Origin of the sequence: [Anoxybacillus] calidus (genome assembly GCF_013760845.1) — a bacterium.
GTDB lineage: Bacteria > Bacillota > Bacilli > Bacillales > Anoxybacillaceae > Paranoxybacillus > Paranoxybacillus calidus.
In genome coordinates this window covers 30,721-50,426 of the sequence record NZ_JACDUU010000008.1, presented here as the reverse complement: position 1 = coordinate 50,426, position 19,706 = coordinate 30,721, and the positions used below count along the sequence as shown (strand labels likewise).

Annotated in this window: 19 protein-coding genes and 1 pseudogene; 7 read left to right on the top strand and 13 right to left on the bottom strand. The window is 37.6% G+C overall.

The genetic code is table 11. The features are described 5' to 3' along the window. Positions 1-3 precede the first annotated feature (3 nt). From HNQ85_RS14585 to phaR, 8 genes are all read right to left on the bottom strand, one after another. A complete protein-coding gene (locus tag HNQ85_RS14585) occupies positions 4-831 on the bottom strand; it encodes a carbohydrate ABC transporter permease (RefSeq protein WP_181538458.1) in 828 nt (275 codons plus the stop codon). Between the two features lie 11 nt (positions 832-842). Further along, positions 843-1,742: a carbohydrate ABC transporter permease gene (locus tag HNQ85_RS14580; RefSeq protein ID WP_181538457.1), complete on the bottom strand. Its 900-nt coding sequence runs from the start codon at positions 1,740-1,742 to the stop codon at positions 843-845. Positions 1,743-1,892: 150 nt separating this feature from the next. Next, positions 1,893-3,164 (bottom strand): ABC transporter substrate-binding protein, encoded by a 1,272-nt coding sequence (locus HNQ85_RS14575; protein ID WP_181538456.1) that lies wholly within the window; start codon positions 3,162-3,164, stop codon positions 1,893-1,895. A gap of 60 nt (positions 3,165-3,224) precedes the next feature. Then, entirely contained in the window at positions 3,225-5,321 is a 2,097-nt protein-coding gene (locus HNQ85_RS14570; RefSeq protein WP_181538455.1) for an amylo-alpha-1,6-glucosidase, read from the bottom strand. A 101-nt stretch (positions 5,322-5,422) separates the two neighbouring features. Next, on the bottom strand, positions 5,423-6,439 hold the full coding sequence (locus HNQ85_RS14565; RefSeq protein WP_181538454.1) for a substrate-binding domain-containing protein: 1,017 nt from the start codon (positions 6,437-6,439) through the stop codon (positions 5,423-5,425). 192 nt (positions 6,440-6,631) lie between these two features. Continuing rightward, positions 6,632-7,726, bottom strand: a complete 1,095-nt coding sequence (phaC, locus tag HNQ85_RS14560; RefSeq protein WP_181538453.1) for a class III poly(R)-hydroxyalkanoic acid synthase subunit PhaC — start codon at positions 7,724-7,726, stop codon at positions 6,632-6,634. Positions 7,727-7,776: 50 nt separating this feature from the next. Next, on the bottom strand, positions 7,777-8,520 hold the full coding sequence (locus HNQ85_RS14555) for a 3-oxoacyl-ACP reductase (protein ID WP_181538452.1): 744 nt from the start codon (positions 8,518-8,520) through the stop codon (positions 7,777-7,779). 77 nt (positions 8,521-8,597) lie between these two features. Next, entirely contained in the window at positions 8,598-9,023 is a 426-nt protein-coding gene (gene phaR, locus HNQ85_RS14550) for a polyhydroxyalkanoic acid synthase subunit PhaR (protein ID WP_181538451.1), read from the bottom strand. Positions 9,024-9,243: 220 nt separating this feature from the next. Between phaR and phaQ the strand changes: the two genes are divergently transcribed. The 4 genes from phaQ to HNQ85_RS14530 all read left to right on the top strand — a co-directional run bounded on the left by phaQ (position 9,244) and on the right by HNQ85_RS14530 (position 11,005). After that, positions 9,244-9,684, top strand: a complete 441-nt coding sequence (gene phaQ / locus HNQ85_RS14545) for a poly-beta-hydroxybutyrate-responsive repressor (protein WP_181538450.1) — start codon at positions 9,244-9,246, stop codon at positions 9,682-9,684. 28 nt (positions 9,685-9,712) lie between these two features. Further along, positions 9,713-10,222 (top strand): hypothetical protein, encoded by a 510-nt coding sequence (locus HNQ85_RS14540; RefSeq protein ID WP_181538449.1) that lies wholly within the window; start codon positions 9,713-9,715, stop codon positions 10,220-10,222. Beyond that, the gene (locus tag HNQ85_RS14535) at positions 10,219-10,680 is read left to right on the top strand and encodes a MaoC/PaaZ C-terminal domain-containing protein (protein WP_181538544.1); all 462 of its coding nucleotides are present in this window, start codon (positions 10,219-10,221) and stop codon (positions 10,678-10,680) included. The genes HNQ85_RS14540 and HNQ85_RS14535 overlap by 4 nt, the downstream gene beginning before the upstream one ends. Before the next feature lie 118 nt (positions 10,681-10,798). Beyond that, complete coding sequence (locus HNQ85_RS14530; RefSeq protein WP_181538448.1) at positions 10,799-11,005, top strand: alpha/beta-type small acid-soluble spore protein; 207 nt, start codon at positions 10,799-10,801, stop codon at positions 11,003-11,005. A 123-nt stretch (positions 11,006-11,128) separates the two neighbouring features. On the opposite strand, the gene HNQ85_RS14525 is transcribed toward HNQ85_RS14530, so the two are convergent. The 5 genes and pseudogenes from HNQ85_RS14525 to HNQ85_RS14505 all read right to left on the bottom strand — a co-directional run. Further along, positions 11,129-11,635, bottom strand: coding sequence for a ferritin (locus HNQ85_RS14525; RefSeq protein WP_181538447.1), 507 nt, complete (start codon positions 11,633-11,635; stop codon positions 11,129-11,131). A gap of 69 nt (positions 11,636-11,704) precedes the next feature. Continuing rightward, positions 11,705-12,913 carry an anti-sigma factor domain-containing protein gene (locus HNQ85_RS14520; RefSeq protein WP_181538446.1) on the bottom strand — a complete coding sequence of 403 codons (1,209 nt, stop codon included), beginning with the start codon at positions 12,911-12,913 and terminating at the stop codon, positions 11,705-11,707. Further along, positions 12,914-13,654 carry an RNA polymerase sigma factor SigI gene (sigI, locus tag HNQ85_RS14515; RefSeq protein ID WP_343046540.1) on the bottom strand — a complete coding sequence of 247 codons (741 nt, stop codon included), beginning with the start codon at positions 13,652-13,654 and terminating at the stop codon, positions 12,914-12,916. Positions 13,655-13,957: 303 nt separating this feature from the next. Continuing rightward, a complete protein-coding gene (locus tag HNQ85_RS14510) occupies positions 13,958-15,370 on the bottom strand; it encodes an amino acid permease (protein ID WP_181538444.1) in 1,413 nt (470 codons plus the stop codon). Between the two features lie 289 nt (positions 15,371-15,659). Next, a pseudogene (locus tag HNQ85_RS14505) lies at positions 15,660-15,941 on the bottom strand (amino acid permease C-terminal domain-containing protein); the annotation flags it as partial. A 308-nt stretch (positions 15,942-16,249) separates the two neighbouring features. Between HNQ85_RS14505 and HNQ85_RS14500 the strand changes: the two are divergent. The 3 genes from HNQ85_RS14500 to HNQ85_RS14490 all read left to right on the top strand — a co-directional run. Beyond that, the gene (locus HNQ85_RS14500) at positions 16,250-16,609 is read left to right on the top strand and encodes a DUF485 domain-containing protein (RefSeq protein WP_181538442.1); all 360 of its coding nucleotides are present in this window, start codon (positions 16,250-16,252) and stop codon (positions 16,607-16,609) included. Next, complete coding sequence (locus HNQ85_RS14495; RefSeq protein ID WP_181538441.1) at positions 16,606-18,147, top strand: solute symporter family protein; 1,542 nt, start codon at positions 16,606-16,608, stop codon at positions 18,145-18,147. The genes HNQ85_RS14500 and HNQ85_RS14495 overlap by 4 nt, the downstream gene beginning before the upstream one ends. 247 nt (positions 18,148-18,394) lie before the next feature. Beyond that, positions 18,395-19,706: DUF5667 domain-containing protein (locus tag HNQ85_RS14490; RefSeq protein ID WP_181538440.1), on the top strand; the 1,312-nt coding region annotated here is incomplete at its 3' end.

The window sequence follows — 19,706 nt, the reverse complement described above, 5'->3', positions numbered from 1 at the left end:
CGCTTATTTTCCTCCAGTAAATGAAATTCCTTTAATAAAATAACGGTTAAAAAATACGTAAATGACTAGCATAGGCAATGTAAACACCATCGATGCCGCCATGATGTAATTCCAGTAGCTAATATACTGGCTTTTAAACGTATTCAAGCCAAGCGGCAGCGTAAACATCGCCGGATCGGAAAGAATGATTAACGGCCGCATAAAATCGTTCCAAGAACCCATAAATACGAAAATCGCTTGTGCTGCCAATGCCGGGCGTGCGAGCGGCAGAACGATGCGGAAAAAGATGCCAAAACGGCTTAACCCATCAAGTGCCGCTGCTTCTTCAAGTTCTTTTGGAAAGTTAATAAAAAATTGACGCATCATAAAAATAAACGTTGCGTTAATCATCACTGGAACAATCATTCCTTGGTAAGAGTTTAACCATCCAAGCTGTTTTAAAATTAAATAGTTTGGAATCATCGTTACTTGCGCAGGAATCATAAGCACCGCCAAAATAATAATAAACAATGTTTTCTTTCCTGGAAAACTTAAACGTGCCAGCACATAACCTGCCATTGAGTTAAACAATAAATTGAGCAATGTGACTGTTACAGCAATAAATAAACTGTTAAAAAGCCAACGTGGGAACATTTCCTGCTCGATAAAAATTTGTTTATAGTTATCAAGCGTAAAATCTTTTGGAATAAAGTTAATCGTTCCACTTACAATTTCCTCTAGATTTTTGAATGATGAAGATAATGCCCATAAAAACGGAATAAGCGTTACAATCGCATATAAAACGAGCATCGTGTATAAAATCGCTTTTCCAATGTGAAATTTCTTTTTCATAACATTGCCCCCTAATAAAGAGACTCTTCTTTCGAGAATTTCCGCTGCAACAATGTAGCTACGAGAATAATGATCGCTAAAGCAAACGCTAATGCTGCTGCATATCCCATCGTTCCTAAGTTTTTAAACGCATATTGATAAATTAAAAGCACAACCGTTAAAGTCGAGTTATTCGGTCCACCGGAACCTTTTGAGAAAATATACGACTGATCAAACAACTGGAATGTCCCAATAAGCCCCATAATGACGACGAATGATGTGACTGGTTTTAAGTATGGAACGGTAACATACCAAAATTTTTGCAGTGTATTTGCTCCATCTAGTTCCGCTGCTTCATAAAGTGAATCCGGAATATCTTGCAACGCTGCTAAGTAGATAACCATAAAGAATGGCGCTGTTGACCAAATATTCATAATCATGATGGCGTTAAGAGCGACATCTGGATCGCCTAGCCAGTTGTATGTTGGGAAACCAAACAACTTAAGAACGTTATTAATTAAGCCATTTTGGTTGTACATCCACATAAAAATGAGCGTCAATACTGCCGAAGAAGTAAGCGTTGGCAGGAAATAAACGATTCGGAAAAACTTTTCACCTTTTAACCCCGCATTCAACGTGGCTGCCAACACTAAAGCGAGAAGCGTTTGGCAAGGTACAACGATAATCACATATTTTACCGTGTTCCATAAAGCGATTTTTGCCCGCGTATCCTCTAAAATTTTTTCAAAGTTGCTGAACCCGACAAATTCAAACGATGTTATCCCCAAGAGCTCCACTTTGTGAAAGGCAAGGTAGACGGCAAACAAAATCGGTCCAATAATAAATAAAAGCAAGACAAATAAAGTTGGCGAAAGCAATAAATAACTTGATCCTGCTTCTCGCAGCGCCTTTTTGGAAATTTTCTCTTTCATGAACAATTCATCTCCCTTGCTAAAGAGAATCAATTAAGCTACTCCCCTCTTTCTAGCAAGGAAGATTCGCTAGAAAAAAGGGAACAGCTCAATAGTAAATGCGTGTTCTGATAAGAAGAAGGCTGCTCTTCCCATCAGAACACAACGTGATTATTTCGATTCAATCTCTTTATTTGCTGTTTCCTGAGCTTCTTCTAAAGCTTTCGCTAACGGACGTTCACCTAAGAAGGCGCTTACGAATTGGTTATTGAAGTTGTTAACGATAATCGGCAAGTTCGTTCCTTGCTGCCATACGGTTGCATAAGAAGCACCAGCTACAAGCGGAGCGCGCAATTCATCTTTATCATAACCTAACTCTGCAGCAACTGATTTACGTGTTGGAAGAGCATATCCTTTGCTCGTCCATGTTTTCATTCCTTCTTTACCTGTTAAATAAGAGATAAGCTTCCACGCCGCTTCTTTTTTATTTGAGTCTTTATTCATTACATACGCAACGGTATAAGCCATTGTCGCTTTTTTTCCATCAATTGTCGGAACTTCTGCCGTTCCGTATTCTAGATTCGGGAACGTATCTTGTAAAAATGGAATTGCCCAGTTTCCTTCAATCACCATCGCTGCTTTTCCTTGTCCAAACATTTCACCGCCCCAGCCGGCACCAACTTCATTTGGCTGAGCCGCTGATTTATCTTTTAAGTGCATATCAACAATCGGTTGCAGAGCTTCGACGACTTTTGGATCGGCAAAGCTTGCTTTATTATTGGTTACGACTTTGCCGCCTTTTGACTCGGCGATATGGTATAAACGCGCTAATTCAGGGTTAACACCAAGCCCGTATACTTCTGTTCCTTTTGTTAATTTTTTCGCTACTTCACGGAGTTCATCCCATGTTTTCGGTACTTCTACACCTGCTTCTTTGAACATTTTTTTGTTATATAATAAAGCAAGTGTTGAGTAGTCTTTCGGGAATCCGTAAATTTTGCCGTCTTTCCCTTTGAATGCATCAAGTAACGGTTTTTCGAAATCATCAATGTCAAAATCATCTGTTACATACTCATCAAGCGGCTCTAACACCCCTGTTTCAATTAGAGCCGGCGCTTCAAACGCATCAAGATAAAATACATCTGGACCTTCCCCACCGATTAAGCGTGTTTTAATAACATCCATATATTGTGCTTGTTCAGAAATAACTTCCAGTTTTACATCAATATTTGGATGTTTCGCTTCGAAATCATCCAATGTTTGCTGCAATAGTTTTTGTTCCGTTGGGTTACCGCCCCAGCCGGCTAACGTAACTTCTACTTTTTCTCCTTGTTTGCCTTCTCCGTCTTTCTTCTCTGCATTTTCACCGCCACAGCCAGCTAAAAGGCTGCCGAAAAAAACAGACGTAACACCAATAGTCGCTAGCCATTTTTTAGGACTCATGCAAAAAACCCCTTTCAAACTATTTTTATATTAACAGAGCAGGAAAAACCTTCCCTGTTGTTAACCAATGACTACTTTATATCCTGTCGTATTTTCTTCAATCTCAACTTTCATTTCATTTTCCTGACGAGTAACCGTTAACGATAAATGTCCCTCACCGATAGAAATGTTTTCAACTCTTAGGAAACTCATTGAATCAAGCAATGTCGGTGACAAATAAATTTCCTTTTTCAAGCTGTTTGGGAAAAGTCCAAGCAACGATTGAATAAAGACAAGCGGTGTTCCTGCCGCCCAAGCCTGCGGTGAGCATGCAATCGGATATTTTACAGGTTTTCCAAGGTCTTTACTATGCCCGCAGAACAATTCTGGTAGACGGTCATATTCGAAATGCGCAGCGGCTTCAATGAGACCGTCAATAACAATATTCACTTCATCTTGTCTTCCCAATTTGCTTAATCCAAGTAAAATCATACTGTTATCATGAGGCCACACACTTCCATCATGATAGCTCATCGGATTGTAGCCAGCTTCTCCTTCCCCCATTGTGCGAATGCCGTAACCAGAAAACATTTTTGGCGAAAGTAAAGTAGCTATCACTGCATTGACCCGCTCGTTATCAAGCATTCCTGAAAATAATACATGCCCTGGATTGGATGTAATTGTGCCGACTTGCTGTTTCTTTTCATCTAATGCAATCGCATAAAACTGAACATCTTCCATCCAAAACTGCTCATCAAATTTTTCTTTTAATGCTTTTGCTTGATCGCGAAGCTCTGCTGCTCGCTCTGTTTCGTTCAATTGTTCAAAAATATCCGCTAGCCCCATTTTTGCTTGGTAAACATAACCTTGTACTTCTGCAAGTGCAATCGGTGATTTTGCATATTCGCCATTGCGATGAACAATGGAATCATCAGAATCTTTCCAGCCTTGATTAGCGATTCCTTTGCTTGACTCTTGATAATACTCGACAAACAAATCCCCATCACGGTCGCCGTATTGGTCAATCCACGTTAACGCTGCATCAATATTGTCCTTTAACTGCTGTACAATATCGAAGTCACCAGTCCATTTGACATATTCAGTCAACAACACAAGAAACAACGGTGTTGCATCAATTGTTCCGTAATAGGGAGTAAACGGAATTTGATTCGTATTCGCTAACTCTCCAAAACGAATTTCATGCATAATTTTCCCTGGCTGCTCGTCACGCCATGGATCAAGATTTTTCCCTTGATAACTTGCCATTGTTAAAAGCGTTCCTTTAGCTACTTCAGGGTTGAAAGCAAGCATTTGTAATGCCGCGATTAAGCTGTCTCGTCCAAACGGTACACCAAACCAAGGCAAACCCGCGACTGGGAATTGGCCGTATCCTAAGTCTGTCAATAACACCCGCAAGTCGCCAATTCCACGATTGACAAGGCGTTGAAGTGGCTCATAATCAGTAGTTACCTTTGTAATGTTACTTTCCCATTCAACATAGGAAGCTTTTAGATTCTCTAGCGCAACTTCTGGGCTAACAATCCCTCTTTCTGTTTCTTCGCCAATCTGTGGTTGAATCATTAATGTAACGGACTGTTCTTCGGCATGATCAAGTGAGAATACAAAAACTACTTCTCCTTGCTCTGAAGCTAATTTGGCTTGACGATTCCAAATGACCTTTGTTGCACGTTTTACGCCATCGACTCCTTCATAATGAAACATGAATGAGTTTCCTTCAATTGTTTTTCCAGTACACTGTCCGACCGTTCCCGTTTGAAAGCCACGAACAATAAACATATCTGCAAAATCAACATCCATATGTACGCTGATCTCAAATTGCACCGGCTTTGGATAGTAGTTTTTTAGCTTAATCGTTTCATAAAGAACACCTTCATATATAAAGCGCTTTCTTTCGATTTCTACAGATTCACGCCATAAAATTAATTTCCCGTCTTTCTCCATGTGAGGATTTGTTAACAAAATCGTTGCGACATAGTTTTCCGCTGCATCAGAAGATAACAATATCGGTTCCTTACCATTAATGCGCAAATCCAACTTACTTAAAAAACGGGTATCCTTTGTATATAAACCTAGTCCATAGGGATGATTTTCTGGAATATTTCCTTTTATATCCGTTAACAAAAATAAATCATTTTCTTTAATCACTCTGTAGTCCATCGTATTTCCTCCTACTTTTTCCGAAACGTTTTGGATTCCGAGTAAAAAAATTGAACTCTTCCCAAAACGTTTTGGATTTTACGTAAGTTAAAAACCACTTTTTAGCAGTGGTTTTTAACGGTTGATTCTCGTATTTTTAATTCGGTTTCAAGAATTTTTACATGAGATTTCGCTTTTCCTTCCAGCATTTCAATAAGAAGTTTTGCAGCTTCATATCCCATTGCGAATATATTTTGGGCAACGGTGGATAGAGCCGGAGTTGAATAAGAAGCAAGGAATATATCGTCATAGCCGATTACAGCAATATCTTCTGGCACACTCTTATCAAGCTTCTTTACAGCATTTATAACCCCTAAAGCCATAAGGTCACTTGCACAGAAAAACGCCGTAATTTCTGGATATTGTTTAAGGAGCTTCAGTGCTTTCTCTTCCGCTATTTCTTCTTCAAATTTACCATCTACGACCCAATGCGTACAAAAAGGTAAATTGGCTTCCAAGAGTGCTTGTCTATATCCTTCTAGTCTTTTTTGGCTCACAAATGCAAACTCATACCCATTGACCATTGCGATATTCTTATGACCAATGTCAATTAAATGCTGCACAGCTTTTTTCGCTCCAAGAACATTGTCGGTTGTTACATATCCTACTGTTTCTGATTCAATTGGAATATCGATTAAAACACATGGAATGTCGCTTTCGACAACTTCCTGTAAATACGGGTCATCTATTCGTATCCCTTGGAGAATCGCCCCATCTACGCGCCGTTCCCGACATAGCTGTGTGTATGTTTTTTCACGTTGTTTTGTCGAGTTCGTGCTAAATAAAATCATATCGTAGTCTGTTTCCCCGACATACTGATTTACGCCCGCCAATACTTCAAACGTAAAATTATCTTTGGAACTTTCCCGCTTTAGTCCAGAAACAAGCAATCCAATCGTTTTCGACTTATTCATCACAAGACTGCGCGCGAGCGTATTTGGACTATAGTTTAATTGCTTTGCTATTTCAATAATTTTCTGTCTAGTGTTTTCGTTAACGTCTGAATAACCGTTCAAAGCTCTAGAAACGGTCGTAACGGATACACCAGCGACTCTTGCAATATCTTTAATCGTTGCCACTACTTCTCCTCCAAAACGTTTCGGATTACTTTCTATTTGAATCTTAACCTATAATGTAAACGTTTGCAATAAAAATTTCACTGTTTTTATAAATAATATTTAAAATTACGAATTATCTTTTACTTTCTCAACACCTCTATTTTTAATGTCATAAAAACAGGAGGATGTTTTAAAAACATCCTCCTGTTTTCTTTAATTTGACCGTTGTTCAAGCCAATCTCCAATGGTCGGATACGTCTCTTTTATAGCTTTTGGTCCAAAGACAACAGACACGTGACCCGTTTCCATTAATACATATTCTTTATCTTCGCTTGAAATAGCATCCATTAAAGCTTCGACCTGATGCGGCATTGCGATATGATCACGGCTGGCAGCAATGTTTAACACATTCGCCTTAATATTTTTTAAATCAACGCGGCGACCGCGAATCAATAATTCTCCTTTAATCAGCTTATTTTGTTGATAAAACTCGCGAATCCACTGACGATATGCTTCACCAGGGAACGGAATTCCGTCCGTCACCCACTTTTGCATTAACTTCCAACTTTCCACAAACTTTTGGTTTTCTGAACGATCCAGCAATGTGACATACGGTCCATAAAAGTTTGTTAACGGCTTAAGCATTTTATTGCCAAAATCAATCATTTCACCAGGAATAATGCCAAACGTGTCTACTGCTTTATCTAAATTAAAGTAACGTTCATCGAGGAATTTACCGTATAGCCCTGTATCGGTAAAATCGAATGGACTTGTTAAAAAGATGAGGTTGCGAATTGGTAAGTCTGGATGCAGTGCTGCAAAAATAGAAGTCATCGTTCCGCCCATACAATAGCCTAAGACTGAAACTTCTTCTGCCTTAGAAGTCTTAAGCACTTTTTTTACTGCACGCGGGATATAGTCCAAAATATAATCATCTAACTTCAACTTTCGATCTTCTAATCCCGGTGTCCCCCAATCAAGCATATATACATCAAAGCCGCGATTCACTAAATATTCAACTAAACTGTTTCCAGGTGTTAAATCAAGAATATATGGCTTGTTAATTAAAGCATAAACAAGCAAAATCGGCACTTTATGAAGTTTCGTCTGCGTTGGAACGTAACGATATAACTTTGTTTTATTTTTTTTCCAAATAATCTCTTTAGGTGTAAGTCCGACTTCTGGTTCCGCTTCGACCGTAACAATTTCTGCCGCTCGTTTAAAACGACTGTAAGAGCCTTTCAAATTGTCGGGCATGGCATCTAAAAGTTTTTCCCATTCTTTTATCAATGAAGAAGTTGAAAACATCGGCTTTCCACTACCTTTCCTTCATGGTATATGTACCTATACCTGAACGATTACATATATAAGCCGCCGTTAATATTTAATTGTTGGCCTGTAATATATTCACCGTCCTGGCACAAATATAGAACACCGCGCGCGATTTCATCAGCATGCCCAAAACGACGCGCTGGAATTTTTGCTTTAATTTGTTCACGAATATTGTCTGGCACTTCTGCTAACATATCTGTCTCAATAAAACCTGGACAAATCGCGTTAACAGTTACTCCTGTTTTCGCTAATTCTAACGCTAATGATTTCGTAAATCCGATCATTCCTGCTTTAGCTGCCGAATAATTCGTTTGTCCAAATCCACCGGCTTGGCCGATAATCGATGAAATATTAATAATTCGTCCGGCATCTGATTCCGTAATATAAGGAAGCGCTGCAGCCGTTGTGTAATAAACGCTATTCAAGTTAACGTTAATGACTTCATTCCAGTCTTCGTTTGAAAGCTTTTTAAATGTGCGGTCGCGTGTAATTCCTGCATTGTTCACTAAAATATCGAGTCTTCCGTATTGTTCAACAGCAGCAGCAATTAGCTTATTTGCTTCCTCTTGTGTAGAAACATCAGCCTGAACAGCGATTCCCTCACCACCATTCTCTTTAATTTCTGCGATGAGTTGGTCGGCTGCTTCACGGCTTTTGTTATAGTTCACAACTACTTTGACGCCGTTGCGTGCCAATTCTCTTGTGATTGCCGCTCCGATTCCTTTACCGCCTCCTGTAATTACGGCTACTTTCCCCTCTAATTTAACCATCAAACATTCCCCCTAATTCGTTAGTTTGTGCACAAAAGTATTTGTATGCTTATAAATATAAAAATATTTCTGTCTTCCTATTGTTCACCGTTTGGCATGCGTTCTTCCTTTTCAAAGAGGGCCAACAGCTTGTCTACTTTGCCTTCTAAACGCTTCATGTCACTCTTTAACTTTGTTATTTCTTTTTTCATTCCATTTGCACTATCCTGTTGTTCTTCAAGCAGCTCCTCCATACCCTCGATTTTTTCTTCAACATTGATAACGAGCGAAGCAATGTTTGCTACATCTTCTTTCGATGGCATATTTGCTTGCCAAAGAGTACGTTCAGTTGTTTCTTTAATTATTTTCTGTAGCTGAAGATTAAAATTGAGTACACTCCCCATCCATTTGGAAAAATCTTCACTGTTCATTGTTTCCCCGAGCATTTTTCCCATGTAGCTTTCCGCTTTGTCGTACATTTCCTTCCAGGCTAAAAATGGATCAAACACTTTTTGATCATTCATCTAGTGATCCCTCCTTAAACTCGGTAGTTAGCAAAGTTGCATCTAACTTTAATTTTATTATAGTGAAGTAAAGTATTGTATAACAATTTATAATTTTCGATTAATTTATACATATATTTTAAATCCATGTCATAATTCGTCGAACCCCAACTATTGACACAATGAACATATAAGTGTAAATTACACTTATAGAAAAAACGCATATTAATGAGGTGAGCACATGACGAACAAAGAAAATAAACAACCATTGCACGAAAAATATCCTGCCGGTGCTCCAAAAAACTTTATTGTACCGTTTTTACTGCTCAGTCTGCGCGGCTTCAATCTTCATGGATATAAGCTGATTGAACGTCTCAGTCACTTTGGGTTTCAATCGCTAGACCCTGGAAATATTTATCGAACATTACGTCAATTAGAAAAGGATGAATTAATTACTTCCGTATGGGATACGTCTTCAGGCGGGCCTGCGAAGCGAATTTATTCACTGACAAAAACAGGAGAAAAATATCTTGAAGTATGGGCAGCCTCGCTTGAACAATATCAGCAAATGATTGACACATTTTTTTCTATGTATACAAAAATGTTATTCCCATTTAATGAAAAGAACCATTCAGAAAAAACAACACCAAATAAGATTGAAGAAGGAAGCCAGACTGAGTAAAATAACATATTTTTAAGGAGGAAGACCTATGAAAGAAAATGTCACGCAAGTAATCGATACCGTATGGGATGGCTGGTTTAAGGGAGTAGATTTATTTCTTCATTCTGGAAATCAAGTAGAACAAACCATTATGGAATATTTAGAGCGTCAGCAACAGTGGTTCACTCAAGTGTCAGAAAATGTTGAAAAAGCAAAAAGTGAAATGAAGCAGCAACTTGAACAATTCCGCCAAAAAGCAGAAACAGAACTGCGAAATACATTAGGAGACGAGGCAAGTCAAACAGCAACGAAATGGATGGCGCAGCTAGACGAAATCACCGAACGGTTCATGCAAATTGCTCTTACTCCAAGCCAAGAATTGGTTAATGCTTCTGAAGCTTTTTACAAGCAGACTTCCAGTTTATTTAAACAATTTTTTTCACAACAACAATCTAGCCGAGAAGAAGTGGAAAAATTTTTAAAATCCTATTTTGAACAAATAAAAGAATCACAAAAATCCTTCATCGAGAAGGCTGTCGATTCTCCTTTTTTCAAATAAACATTCTTGAGGAGAGTGATTTACAATCCTTATCCAAATTAGTTCCTTCTGTTCCGTATAATGAGATTCAAATTGGTGATTGTCGTTCAATTACAAAAACGATTACAAACGAAGACATCGTCGCCTTTGCAAAATTAACCGGCGATATCAATCCGATTCATCTCGATGAAGAATATGCACAACAAACACATTTTAAAGAACGAATCGCTCATGGGCTTCTCACAACGAGTTATATTTCTACTGTTATAGGAACGAAACTACCGGGGAAAGGCGCCATTTATTTATCACAGCATATACGATTTAAAGCACCGGTTAAAATTGGCGATACGCTTACGATCATCGGCAAAGTTATTAATAAACAAGACGATAAAAAAATCATTACATTAGAAACAAATGTTATCAATCAATATAATCAATTAGTTGTTGAAGGTCAGGCTGTTATTATGAAAATGGAGTAGCCATATTGCTGTGACTGCCAGAAAATTGCGGTATCCTCTGTAATTACCATTATAGATGAACAAATTAAATAACATAATAACCTTACAAGCTGTTATTCAACATAAGGAGGAAAAAACAATGGCTAGAAGCAGCAATAAATTGCTTGTACCAGGTATTGAACAAGCACTTGACCAAATTAAATACGAAATTGCACAAGAATTTGGCGTTCAATTAGGTTCTGATACAATGTCCCGCGCAAATGGTTCTGTTGGTGGAGAAATCACAAAACGTCTAGTTGCCCAAGCACAAAGTCAACTTGCCGGAACAAACAGAACTCAATCATAACGAACGATGAATTTAAGAGGCTGACCCATGAGTGTCTGATTACATGTAAACCCCACAATATATCACTCATGTACGATCATATTGCGGGAGCATTGACATTCTTTAGGTCAGCCTCTTTGCTATTTAATTCTGCTCTGGTGTAAATGTTCGTTTCGCGAATTCATTATCAAGCATAAATAAAGCATTATTATCATTTTGAATTCGCTTTAGCTTTTGAATAATGCTATCAAACATGTCTTCTTCCTCAACTTGCTCATCAATAAACCATTTCAAAAAGTTAATCGTTGCATGTTCCCGCTCATCCCACGCGATGTCAGATAGCTTATAAATTCGTTTTGTTACTTCTTTTTCTTGGGCAAGCGCCTTTTCAAAACAATCAAGCACAGAAGTAAATTCATTATTCGGTGACTGAAATCCGGTAATAATGGCCCGTTCACCAAGTGCATTTATAAAATTATAAAATTTCATCGCATGAAATCTTTCTTCTTCTGCTTGCACTAAAAAGAAATTAGCAAATCCATCCAGTCCTTCTGATGAACAATAGGCCGCCATTGCCATATAAGCGTGCGCAGAAAAAAATTCAAAATTCATCTGCTCATTTAAGCTTTGTAATAACTTTTCACTTAACAATTTCGTCACCTCTTTTTATATACTCTTCCCTATTATAACAAGAAAATCCAGCGCACCATAGCACTGGATTTACTCTTTATCTCTATGTTCATGTTCTTTGTCATCATCTTCTCTCCACTTCTTCTCTCTCTTTTCTTGCTTTTGCTCATGCTCCCTCTTTCTTTTTTCCCACTTTCGTTCATGCTCTCTCTCTTTTTTTCCTTGCTTTTGTTCATGCTCCCTCTTTCTTTTTTCCCACTTTTGTTCATGCTCTCTCTCTCTTTTTTCCCACTTTTGTTCATGCTCTCTCTCTCTTTTTCCTTGTTTTTGTTCAAGCTTCTTCTCTTTTTTTTCCTGTTCTTTCTCTTCTTTTTCTTGAAATTTATCTTTTTTCTCCTCTGGTCGATAGAAAGGAGGCGCTTGAACTTTTCCAAATTGCTCCTCTTTTTCTTCTACATGAGAAGGCACTTGTTGACTTGGATTCCATTGTTCCCTTTGTTCTTTCGTATCAGAGTTGTTCAGCTGAGATGGAACCGTATCTTTTGCTCGATCTGTTTCACTGCCGCTTGGCACAGTTGGTACTTCTTTCTTCCCTTCTTCATCTGATGGCAGTGACTGTAGATTTGATTCTCTCTTTTCTTTTACTTTTTCCGTTAAACGCAAATATTTTCCTGTAGTAAATCCTTTTTCAACAGCCTCTTTTCTTACCTCTAATGTGCTTGTTTTCGTTGTGACAATAATATCTTTTGCTTTGTAAGATTGTTTTACTTCATTTAACTCTTTCACTAATTGTTGCGAAGAAGAGCGGTTTGTTTCCTTTTTGACAGTTGTAATGAGAACTTCTTCCCCTTCCTGTAAATAACCGTTTTTTATACTTAGCTCAATAATTTCCTTAGTAATGTCAACAAATGGTTCCCCTTGCCAATCAGATAGACGGGTAACGATCATTTTTCCATCTTGGTTATATCCCTTTATTTTGACAACTTTTAAATCTCTATTTACAGCAATTTCAATACTAGGATTGATATCGATTGACAAATAAGCATACACCTTATTAGAGGTTGAACCAGAAAACATCGTAAAAACAAGGAAACAAACGGCAACCATACTTGTTAACGCCATTTTAAATGAAGAAAAACGAAAAATTTTTTTTTTCATCCTTTGCCGTTGTATTGGTAATTTCTCAACTTCTTCTCCAATTTGATAAGTTCCTTCTTTCTTGACTTGAATGAATTCTCCTTCAGGGGTTAAGAGTGTAATGAAATCCTCATCAACCTCTAATACAATCCCTCTTTTCATTTATTGAAGCACCCCTTTAATATAGTCTTGCAAATATACATAATCACCTGTTAAAACAATGGTAATCGCAATAATATATTTGCGGTTTCTTTCTAATGTTTTTCGACTTAAATGAACCATGCTCTGCAATTGTTTAATCGGCAGTTGTTTTTTCTCGAACAGCTTTGTACAAAGTTCACGATTCTCTGCCAACAGTTTTGCTACTTTAATTGCATTCAGACGGGCATCGAAATGTTTGGGAGACTGTTCCACTAATTCTTGAAAGTTAATTCCAAACTCCTTTAATACCTTTTGGTAATGGATAATCTCCTCACGGCGCTGTTCTTGTTCTATTTTTCTGTAAAATTCTTCCATCGACAACTTCGTATCTAAATAGGTCTGAGCCGCATCTTTTTCTTCTTCCTCTTCGATATGAATCATTCTTAATTTTGCCTCTTTGCGAATATAATCGATCACTCTTCTTTTAATTAACAACTCAGAAAAGGCAATAAACGAACTTCCTTTCTCAATCGAGTATTTTTCAATAGCTTCATTAAAAGCAATTAACCCGATGCTAAATTCATCGTCACTTTCGTTAATAAATCGTTTACACACACTGGAAACTGTTTTTGCAATAAATGGCTTATAATCATGAATGATTCGATTTTGCAACTCCGTATTTCCTTGCTGAATTTCGGCAATCTCATGTTCAATCGTTTTCTCTTTTTTAAATTTCAATAATATACTAAGCATCAACTTCACCTCATTGCAAGAGAGACCGAAACTTAATTTTTCCAAGATATGATTCGTAAATCATAAAAAATTTTTGTCGGTAGCTCAAGTAGAAATTTCATCCATTTATAATCACATTAAACAAAACATTGAGATGAAGGAGATGACTCACTATATTTGTACGTACATAAGAAAAAAAATTCAACGGTCGATTTTAAAATAAAAAAGAGCTGTTCCACAAACAAAGGGGCAGCCCCCACAACCACGATACATAGTGATATATCATGGTTGGCGCGTGGGGTCAGCCCCTTATGAAACAGCCACTTTTAAAGTTTAGCCAACTTTCTTTTCTACATCTATATTGTTAAGTGTACTATATTTACGTCCATACAAGAAATAAATAACTAATCCAATTAATAACCACGTACCGAAGCTAAGCCATGTTGTTACTGGCAATTGAAGCACTAAGTAACCGCAGAATGCAACAGCTAATAAAGGAAGAAGCGGAACCATCGGAACTTTGAATGCACGTTTTAAGTTTGGCTGTGTTTTCCGTAAAATTAATACGCCAATGGATACAGTGATAAATGCGAATAATGTTCCAATGTTCGTTAGTTCCGCGAGTTTGTTTAAAGGAACTACCCCTGCGAAGAACGCAACGAGTAAACCGGTTAACCACGTATTTACAAATGGAACTTGTTTTTCTTTACTTACTCTAGAAAATACTTTTGGTAATAATCCGTCACGACTAATCGCGTAGAACAAGCGAGTTTGACCATACATCATAACAAGCAATACGGTTGTAATACCTGCGATCGCACCTAACGAAATAAATCCTGCTACCCAGTCTTGGTTAATATAATTCAATGCGAATGCAACAGGATTTTTAACACCTAATTGATCATACGGAACAATCCCTGTTAGCACTAAAGATACGGCAATATATAAAAGCGTACAAACCGCTAAAGATGTAATGATACCAATCGGCATATCACGCTGCGGATTTCTTACTTCTTCTGCAGCAGTTGAAACAGCATCAAAACCAATGTAAGCAAAAAAGACAGTCGCTGCCCCAGCTGCGACACCGGAAAAACCAAACGGCATGAATGGTGTCCAGTTTTCTGGTTTTACATACCAAACCCCCACACCTAAAAATAACAATACAACAGCAATCTTAATAATAACCATAATTGCATTAAAACGGGCTGATTTCTTAACACCTTGAGTCAATAAGAATGTAATTAGAAAAACAATAAAAATGGCGGGTAAATCAATAAGTGTTCCTTTTTCTGGGTCATAAGCACTTGTTAACACTTTGGGAAGCTCGATTCCAAACCCGGCAAGCAAGCCTTGGAAATATCCTGACCACCCAGCCGCAACAGCCGATGAAGCTACCCCGTATTCAAGAATTAAGTCCCATCCTAAAATCCAGGCGATAATTTCACCAAAAGCCGCATAACTGTATGTGTAAGCGCTTCCTGAAACCGGTACAGTCGAAGCGAATTCTGCATAACAAAGTGCTGCAAACACGCATGCAAGCCCCGATAGAATAAACGAAATGACAAGCGCAGGGCCAGCATGCTCTGAAGCCGCGACTCCTGTTAAGACGAAGATTCCTGTACCGATGATAGCTCCAATCCCAAGCATTGTTAAGTCAAATGCTCCTAAGTCCTTTTTCAAAGACACACCTTTGGTGCCTGTTTCTTTCAGAAGAACATCAATAGACTTTTTTCGAAACAAACTCATATAATGTCTCCCCTTGTCGTTTTTTGTCACTCTGTGTAGAACGTTGCAAAAGAAATTTTACAACATATTTCAATTGTTGTAAAGTTCTAAAATGAAAGAAAACTCAAAATCCTTTATTTTCCTTATTTTCAATTTTCATCTTTTACTAAACCCAAAAAATGAAATCAGAAAAATGGCAGCTTACTATTGAGTAGGTTGACAATTAAATGCCATTACTATTCACCTTAAACATATTTCCCACATTTTAAAAGAAAAAGACCTTCTCCTTATTTGGCAAAGGTCTTATGAATTAGCTAACTTTTTCCTCAAGTTTCTCAATATCATTAAGTGTGCTATTCTTGCGTCCATACAAGAAGTAAATAACGATTCCAATAAATAACCATGCAGCGAAGCTAAGCCATGTTGTTGCTGGCAATTGAAGCACTAAGTAACCGCAGAATGCAACAGCTGACAGCGGAATCCAAGAAACAAATGGAACTTTAGACGCTCTCTTTATATTCGGTTGTGTTTTCCGCAAAATTAGAACACCAACGGATACAGTTATAAAAGCAAATAATGTACCGATACTCGAATGAACAGGTCTTACCACTACGAAAAAATATACTTCATATACTCTCTACCCAGCCATCTATATCTTATCTTTAATACTTCCATATCCCCATGTCATAAAAAGTAAAAAATGAAATCTTGTTTTTTCGAATCGAAAGACAGCGAAATTTGTTTTAAACATGTTCATGCTGAAACAAATTTCTTAATTTACAAATTTTTCTGATAAATATATAATGGACTTGTGACAAAATTGTGAACTACAATACAACAAAGAAGGAGGGGGTTTCGAAAACGCTTTCTTAACATAAATAATTAAGGAGGTTTGCATGTATGGGAATTCAAGAAAGATCATTACACCAAACTACTCATCAGCAGCAAGCATCATTGGACTACACAAAAATTGTTCAATCAGCATCTTTTCAGCATTTAATGAAAGAAAAAAGAAAATTTATTTTGCCTTTATCTCTATTCTTTTTGGCATTTTATTTTACTCTTCCGATCTTGACTTCTTATTCTACAGCATTAAACAATCCAGCACTCGGTTCGATTAGCTGGGCTTGGCTCTTTGCTTTTGCTCAATTTATTATGACTTGGACCCTTTGCAGTCTTTACTCAAAACGCGCCTCTAAATTTGATGAATTAGTGGAAGAAATTAAACGAGAAGTTAGTAAAGGAGGCGAAGAATCATGAACGTGTTAGCATTCCTGTTGTTCCTTGGCATTGTCGCGCTAACACTTATTATCACTTACTTCGCTTCTAAAAAGACAAAAACAACAAGTGAGTTTTATACAGCAGACGGTGGGTTAACAGGCTGGCAAAACGGATTGGCAATCGCCGGTGACTATATGTCAGCCGCATCGTTTTTGGGTATTGCTGGAATGATTGCCTTATCTGGCTTTGACGGTTTTTTCTACAGCATCGGTTTCCTCGTTGCTTATCTAGTCGTTCTGTATATTGTCGCAGAACCTCTTCGGAATCTAGGCAAATATACGATGGCTGATATGATTGCTGCTCGTTTTAATGATAAAAAAGTACGCGGAGTCGCAGCTTTAAACACGATTTCCATTTCCATTTTTTATATGATCGCACAGCTTGTCGGTGCAGGTGGCCTTATTAAACTTTTACTTGGCATTGATTATGTGTATTCCGTTCTCATTGTAGGTACATTAATGACAATCTATGTTGTATTTGGAGGAATGACAGCTACAAGCTGGGTGCAAATTATTAAAGCTGTGCTATTAATGATAGGTACATTCATTATCTCTGTTATGGTGTTCGCTAAATTCGATTTTAACCTTGTTAAAATGTTTAACGAAGTAAAAACTGCAACTCCATTAGGTGAAGCCTACCTCAATCCTGGCAACAAGTTTAAAGATCCACTCGATACCATATCACTTAATTTAGCTCTCATCCTAGGTACAGCAGGACTTCCTCACATTTTAATCCGTTTCTTCACAGTAAAAGATGCACCAACTGCACGTAAATCTGTCGTATATGCTACATGGATTATCGGTTTATTCTATATTATGACTATTTTCTTAGGATTTGGCGCTGCAGCGTTTGTCGGCTATGACAAAATTGTTCAAGCAAATCCAGCAGGAAATATGGCTGCTCCTTTATTAGCGGAAGTATTAGGGGGAGACTTCTTATTCGCATTCGTTTCAGCGGTGGCGTTTGCGACGATTTTAGCGGTTGTTGCCGGTCTCGTCTTATCTGCTGCGTCTGCATTCGCTCATGATTTCTACAGTCATATTGTACGCCGTGGTCAAGCAACTGAAAAAGAACAGATACTTGCCGCTCGCTGGGCTTCTGTCGGTGTTGCTGTATTATCCATTCTTTTAGCGTTATTTGCTCAAAAAATGAACGTTGCTTTCCTGGTAGCCTTAGCATTTGCAGTCGCCGCAAGTGCAAACTTGCCGATTATCCTTTTAACCATCTTCTGGAGACGCTTTAATACAACAGGTGCCGTAACCGGGATGCTCATTGGATTATTTAGCTCTCTATTATTAGTAGCTCTTAGCCCCAACGTATGGTCACCAGAAGTAGGAAAAGCAATTCTTGTTGGTGAACCGCTTTTCAAACTAGCAAATCCAGGAATCGTCTCCATCCCATTAGGCTTCATCGGTGCGATTGTCGGTACGCTCGTCTCTTCTAAGAAAGTCGACGACAAAAAGTTTGACGAAATTCTTGTGAAAGCAAACACAGGAATGAAAGAAGCGGCAAACTAGTTATTAGGAAAAGCCTCATTCTCGCAGAGACGAGGCTTTTCTTATTTTAAAATAAATCAATAAACGTATCTCTAACATCGATATTCTCTTTTAGTTTTTCTCGATAAATATCTCTCCTCTAATCAACGTGTAAGCTAGGCAGTTGTTCCTAAATCATAAAAATTTCTGCCACTTTCGGACAAATAGAAAGAAAAGATAGCGAATATGTATAGTGAAATAATAAAAACCACCATAGAGGAGGATACAAATGAAGTTTGACAAAAACATTCGTAACGTTCTAGCGACTGGAATCATCACAACAGCATTCACTCTAACACTTGCGACAGGAAATGTGTATGCAAATGAGCATGAATCAGCGACACAAACGAATAACACAACTGTTGTTGAAAAAGGCACACTCATCGTAAACAATACAGAAACAGTTAAAGCTCCACAAGAAAACACGACAAATGAGACTACCCTTGAAGATTCAACAACGGCTCATAAAAATAAAGCGGAAGAATTAGATTCTTCTTTAGATAAAACGTCAGAAACAAAACAAAAAGTTGAAACGAATACAAATGATAACAGTGAAGAAACAGAAGTAAAAACTTCTCCCCTTCTTCCAGGTGATTTCTTTTATTTCTTAGAAGAAATGACCGAAAAAATCCAATTAGCATTAACATTTAATGATATCGAAAAGGCAAAGTTATTGGCGCAGTTTGCTCAAGAGCGAATTACGGAAGCGGAATCTCTTTTAGCTAAAGGTGAAGAAGAATTAGCGAAAGAAGTACTTGAAAAAGCTTTAGAACAACAAGAATTAGCGATGGATACATATGAAACACAGCAAAAAACAGACAACAAACAAACAAATGGTAAGGAAACGCCAGAAGAGCCAACTGTTCAAGAGGATTCAATCCGTCAACAATTAGAGGAAAAACTCTCGCGAAACATTGCCGCTCTACAAGCAGCTTTAGAGAAAATAGAAAACCCTAAAGCAAAAGAGGCCCTTGCCAAAAATATTGCAAAAGCACAAGAACATCTAGAAAAGAAAATTAATAAAAAGTTAGCAAAACTTCAAGAGAAAGAGCTTAAGGCAGAAAAGAAATTGGCTGAACTAGAGGAAAAAATAAAATCTGGCCAAATCAACCAAGAAGAATACGAAAAAGCACGATTAGAAATCCAAGAAAATTTAGCGAAGGAACAAGCAGAAACAGTGGAAAACACTTCCGAAAAAATTGATGAAATCACAGAAGAAACATTAGAAAAAGCCACTGAAAAAAGAAAATCTAAACCATCTGCCATTCATACTACAGATAGTAATACTCATATGAAAGAAGCACAGAAACAAATAGAGAAACAACGTGAAGAAGTAAAAAAAATGAAAGAGCAAAAACGTGAAGAAATGAAAAAACAGCTTGAAGAAGCGAAAAAAATGAAAGAACAAAAACGTGAAGAAATGAAAAAACAGCTTGAAGAAGCAAAAAAAATGAAAGAGCAAAAACGTGAAGAAATGAAAAAACAGCTTGAAGAAGCGAAAAAAATGAAAGAACAAAAACGTGAAGAAATGAAAAAACAAC

Bases quoted from the DNA above. Each gene is read 5' to 3' on its own strand.
- HNQ85_RS14585 (WP_181538458.1), bottom strand. From the start codon at position 831: ATGAAAAAGAAATTTCACATTGGAAAAGCGATTTTATACACGATGCTC.
- HNQ85_RS14580 (WP_181538457.1), bottom strand. From the start codon at position 1,742: ATGAAAGAGAAAATTTCCAAAAAGGCGCTGCGAGAAGCAGGATCAAGT.
- HNQ85_RS14575 (WP_181538456.1), bottom strand. From the start codon at position 3,164: ATGAGTCCTAAAAAATGGCTAGCGACTATTGGTGTTACGTCTGTTTTT.
- HNQ85_RS14570 (WP_181538455.1), bottom strand. From the start codon at position 5,321: ATGGACTACAGAGTGATTAAAGAAAATGATTTATTTTTGTTAACGGAT.
- phaC (WP_181538453.1), bottom strand. From the start codon at position 7,726: ATGTTTTCAACTTCTTCATTGATAAAAGAATGGGAAAAACTTTTAGAT.
- HNQ85_RS14555 (WP_181538452.1), bottom strand. From the start codon at position 8,520: ATGGTTAAATTAGAGGGGAAAGTAGCCGTAATTACAGGAGGCGGTAAA.
- phaR (WP_181538451.1), bottom strand. From the start codon at position 9,023: ATGAATGATCAAAAAGTGTTTGATCCATTTTTAGCCTGGAAGGAAATG.
- phaQ (WP_181538450.1), top strand. From the start codon at position 9,244: ATGACGAACAAAGAAAATAAACAACCATTGCACGAAAAATATCCTGCC.
- HNQ85_RS14540 (WP_181538449.1), top strand. From the start codon at position 9,713: ATGAAAGAAAATGTCACGCAAGTAATCGATACCGTATGGGATGGCTGG.
- HNQ85_RS14530 (WP_181538448.1), top strand. From the start codon at position 10,799: ATGGCTAGAAGCAGCAATAAATTGCTTGTACCAGGTATTGAACAAGCA.
- HNQ85_RS14520 (WP_181538446.1), bottom strand. From the start codon at position 12,913: ATGAAAAGAGGGATTGTATTAGAGGTTGATGAGGATTTCATTACACTC.
- HNQ85_RS14510 (WP_181538444.1), bottom strand. From the start codon at position 15,370: ATGAGTTTGTTTCGAAAAAAGTCTATTGATGTTCTTCTGAAAGAAACA.
- HNQ85_RS14500 (WP_181538442.1), top strand. From the start codon at position 16,250: ATGGGAATTCAAGAAAGATCATTACACCAAACTACTCATCAGCAGCAA.
- HNQ85_RS14495 (WP_181538441.1), top strand. From the start codon at position 16,606: ATGAACGTGTTAGCATTCCTGTTGTTCCTTGGCATTGTCGCGCTAACA.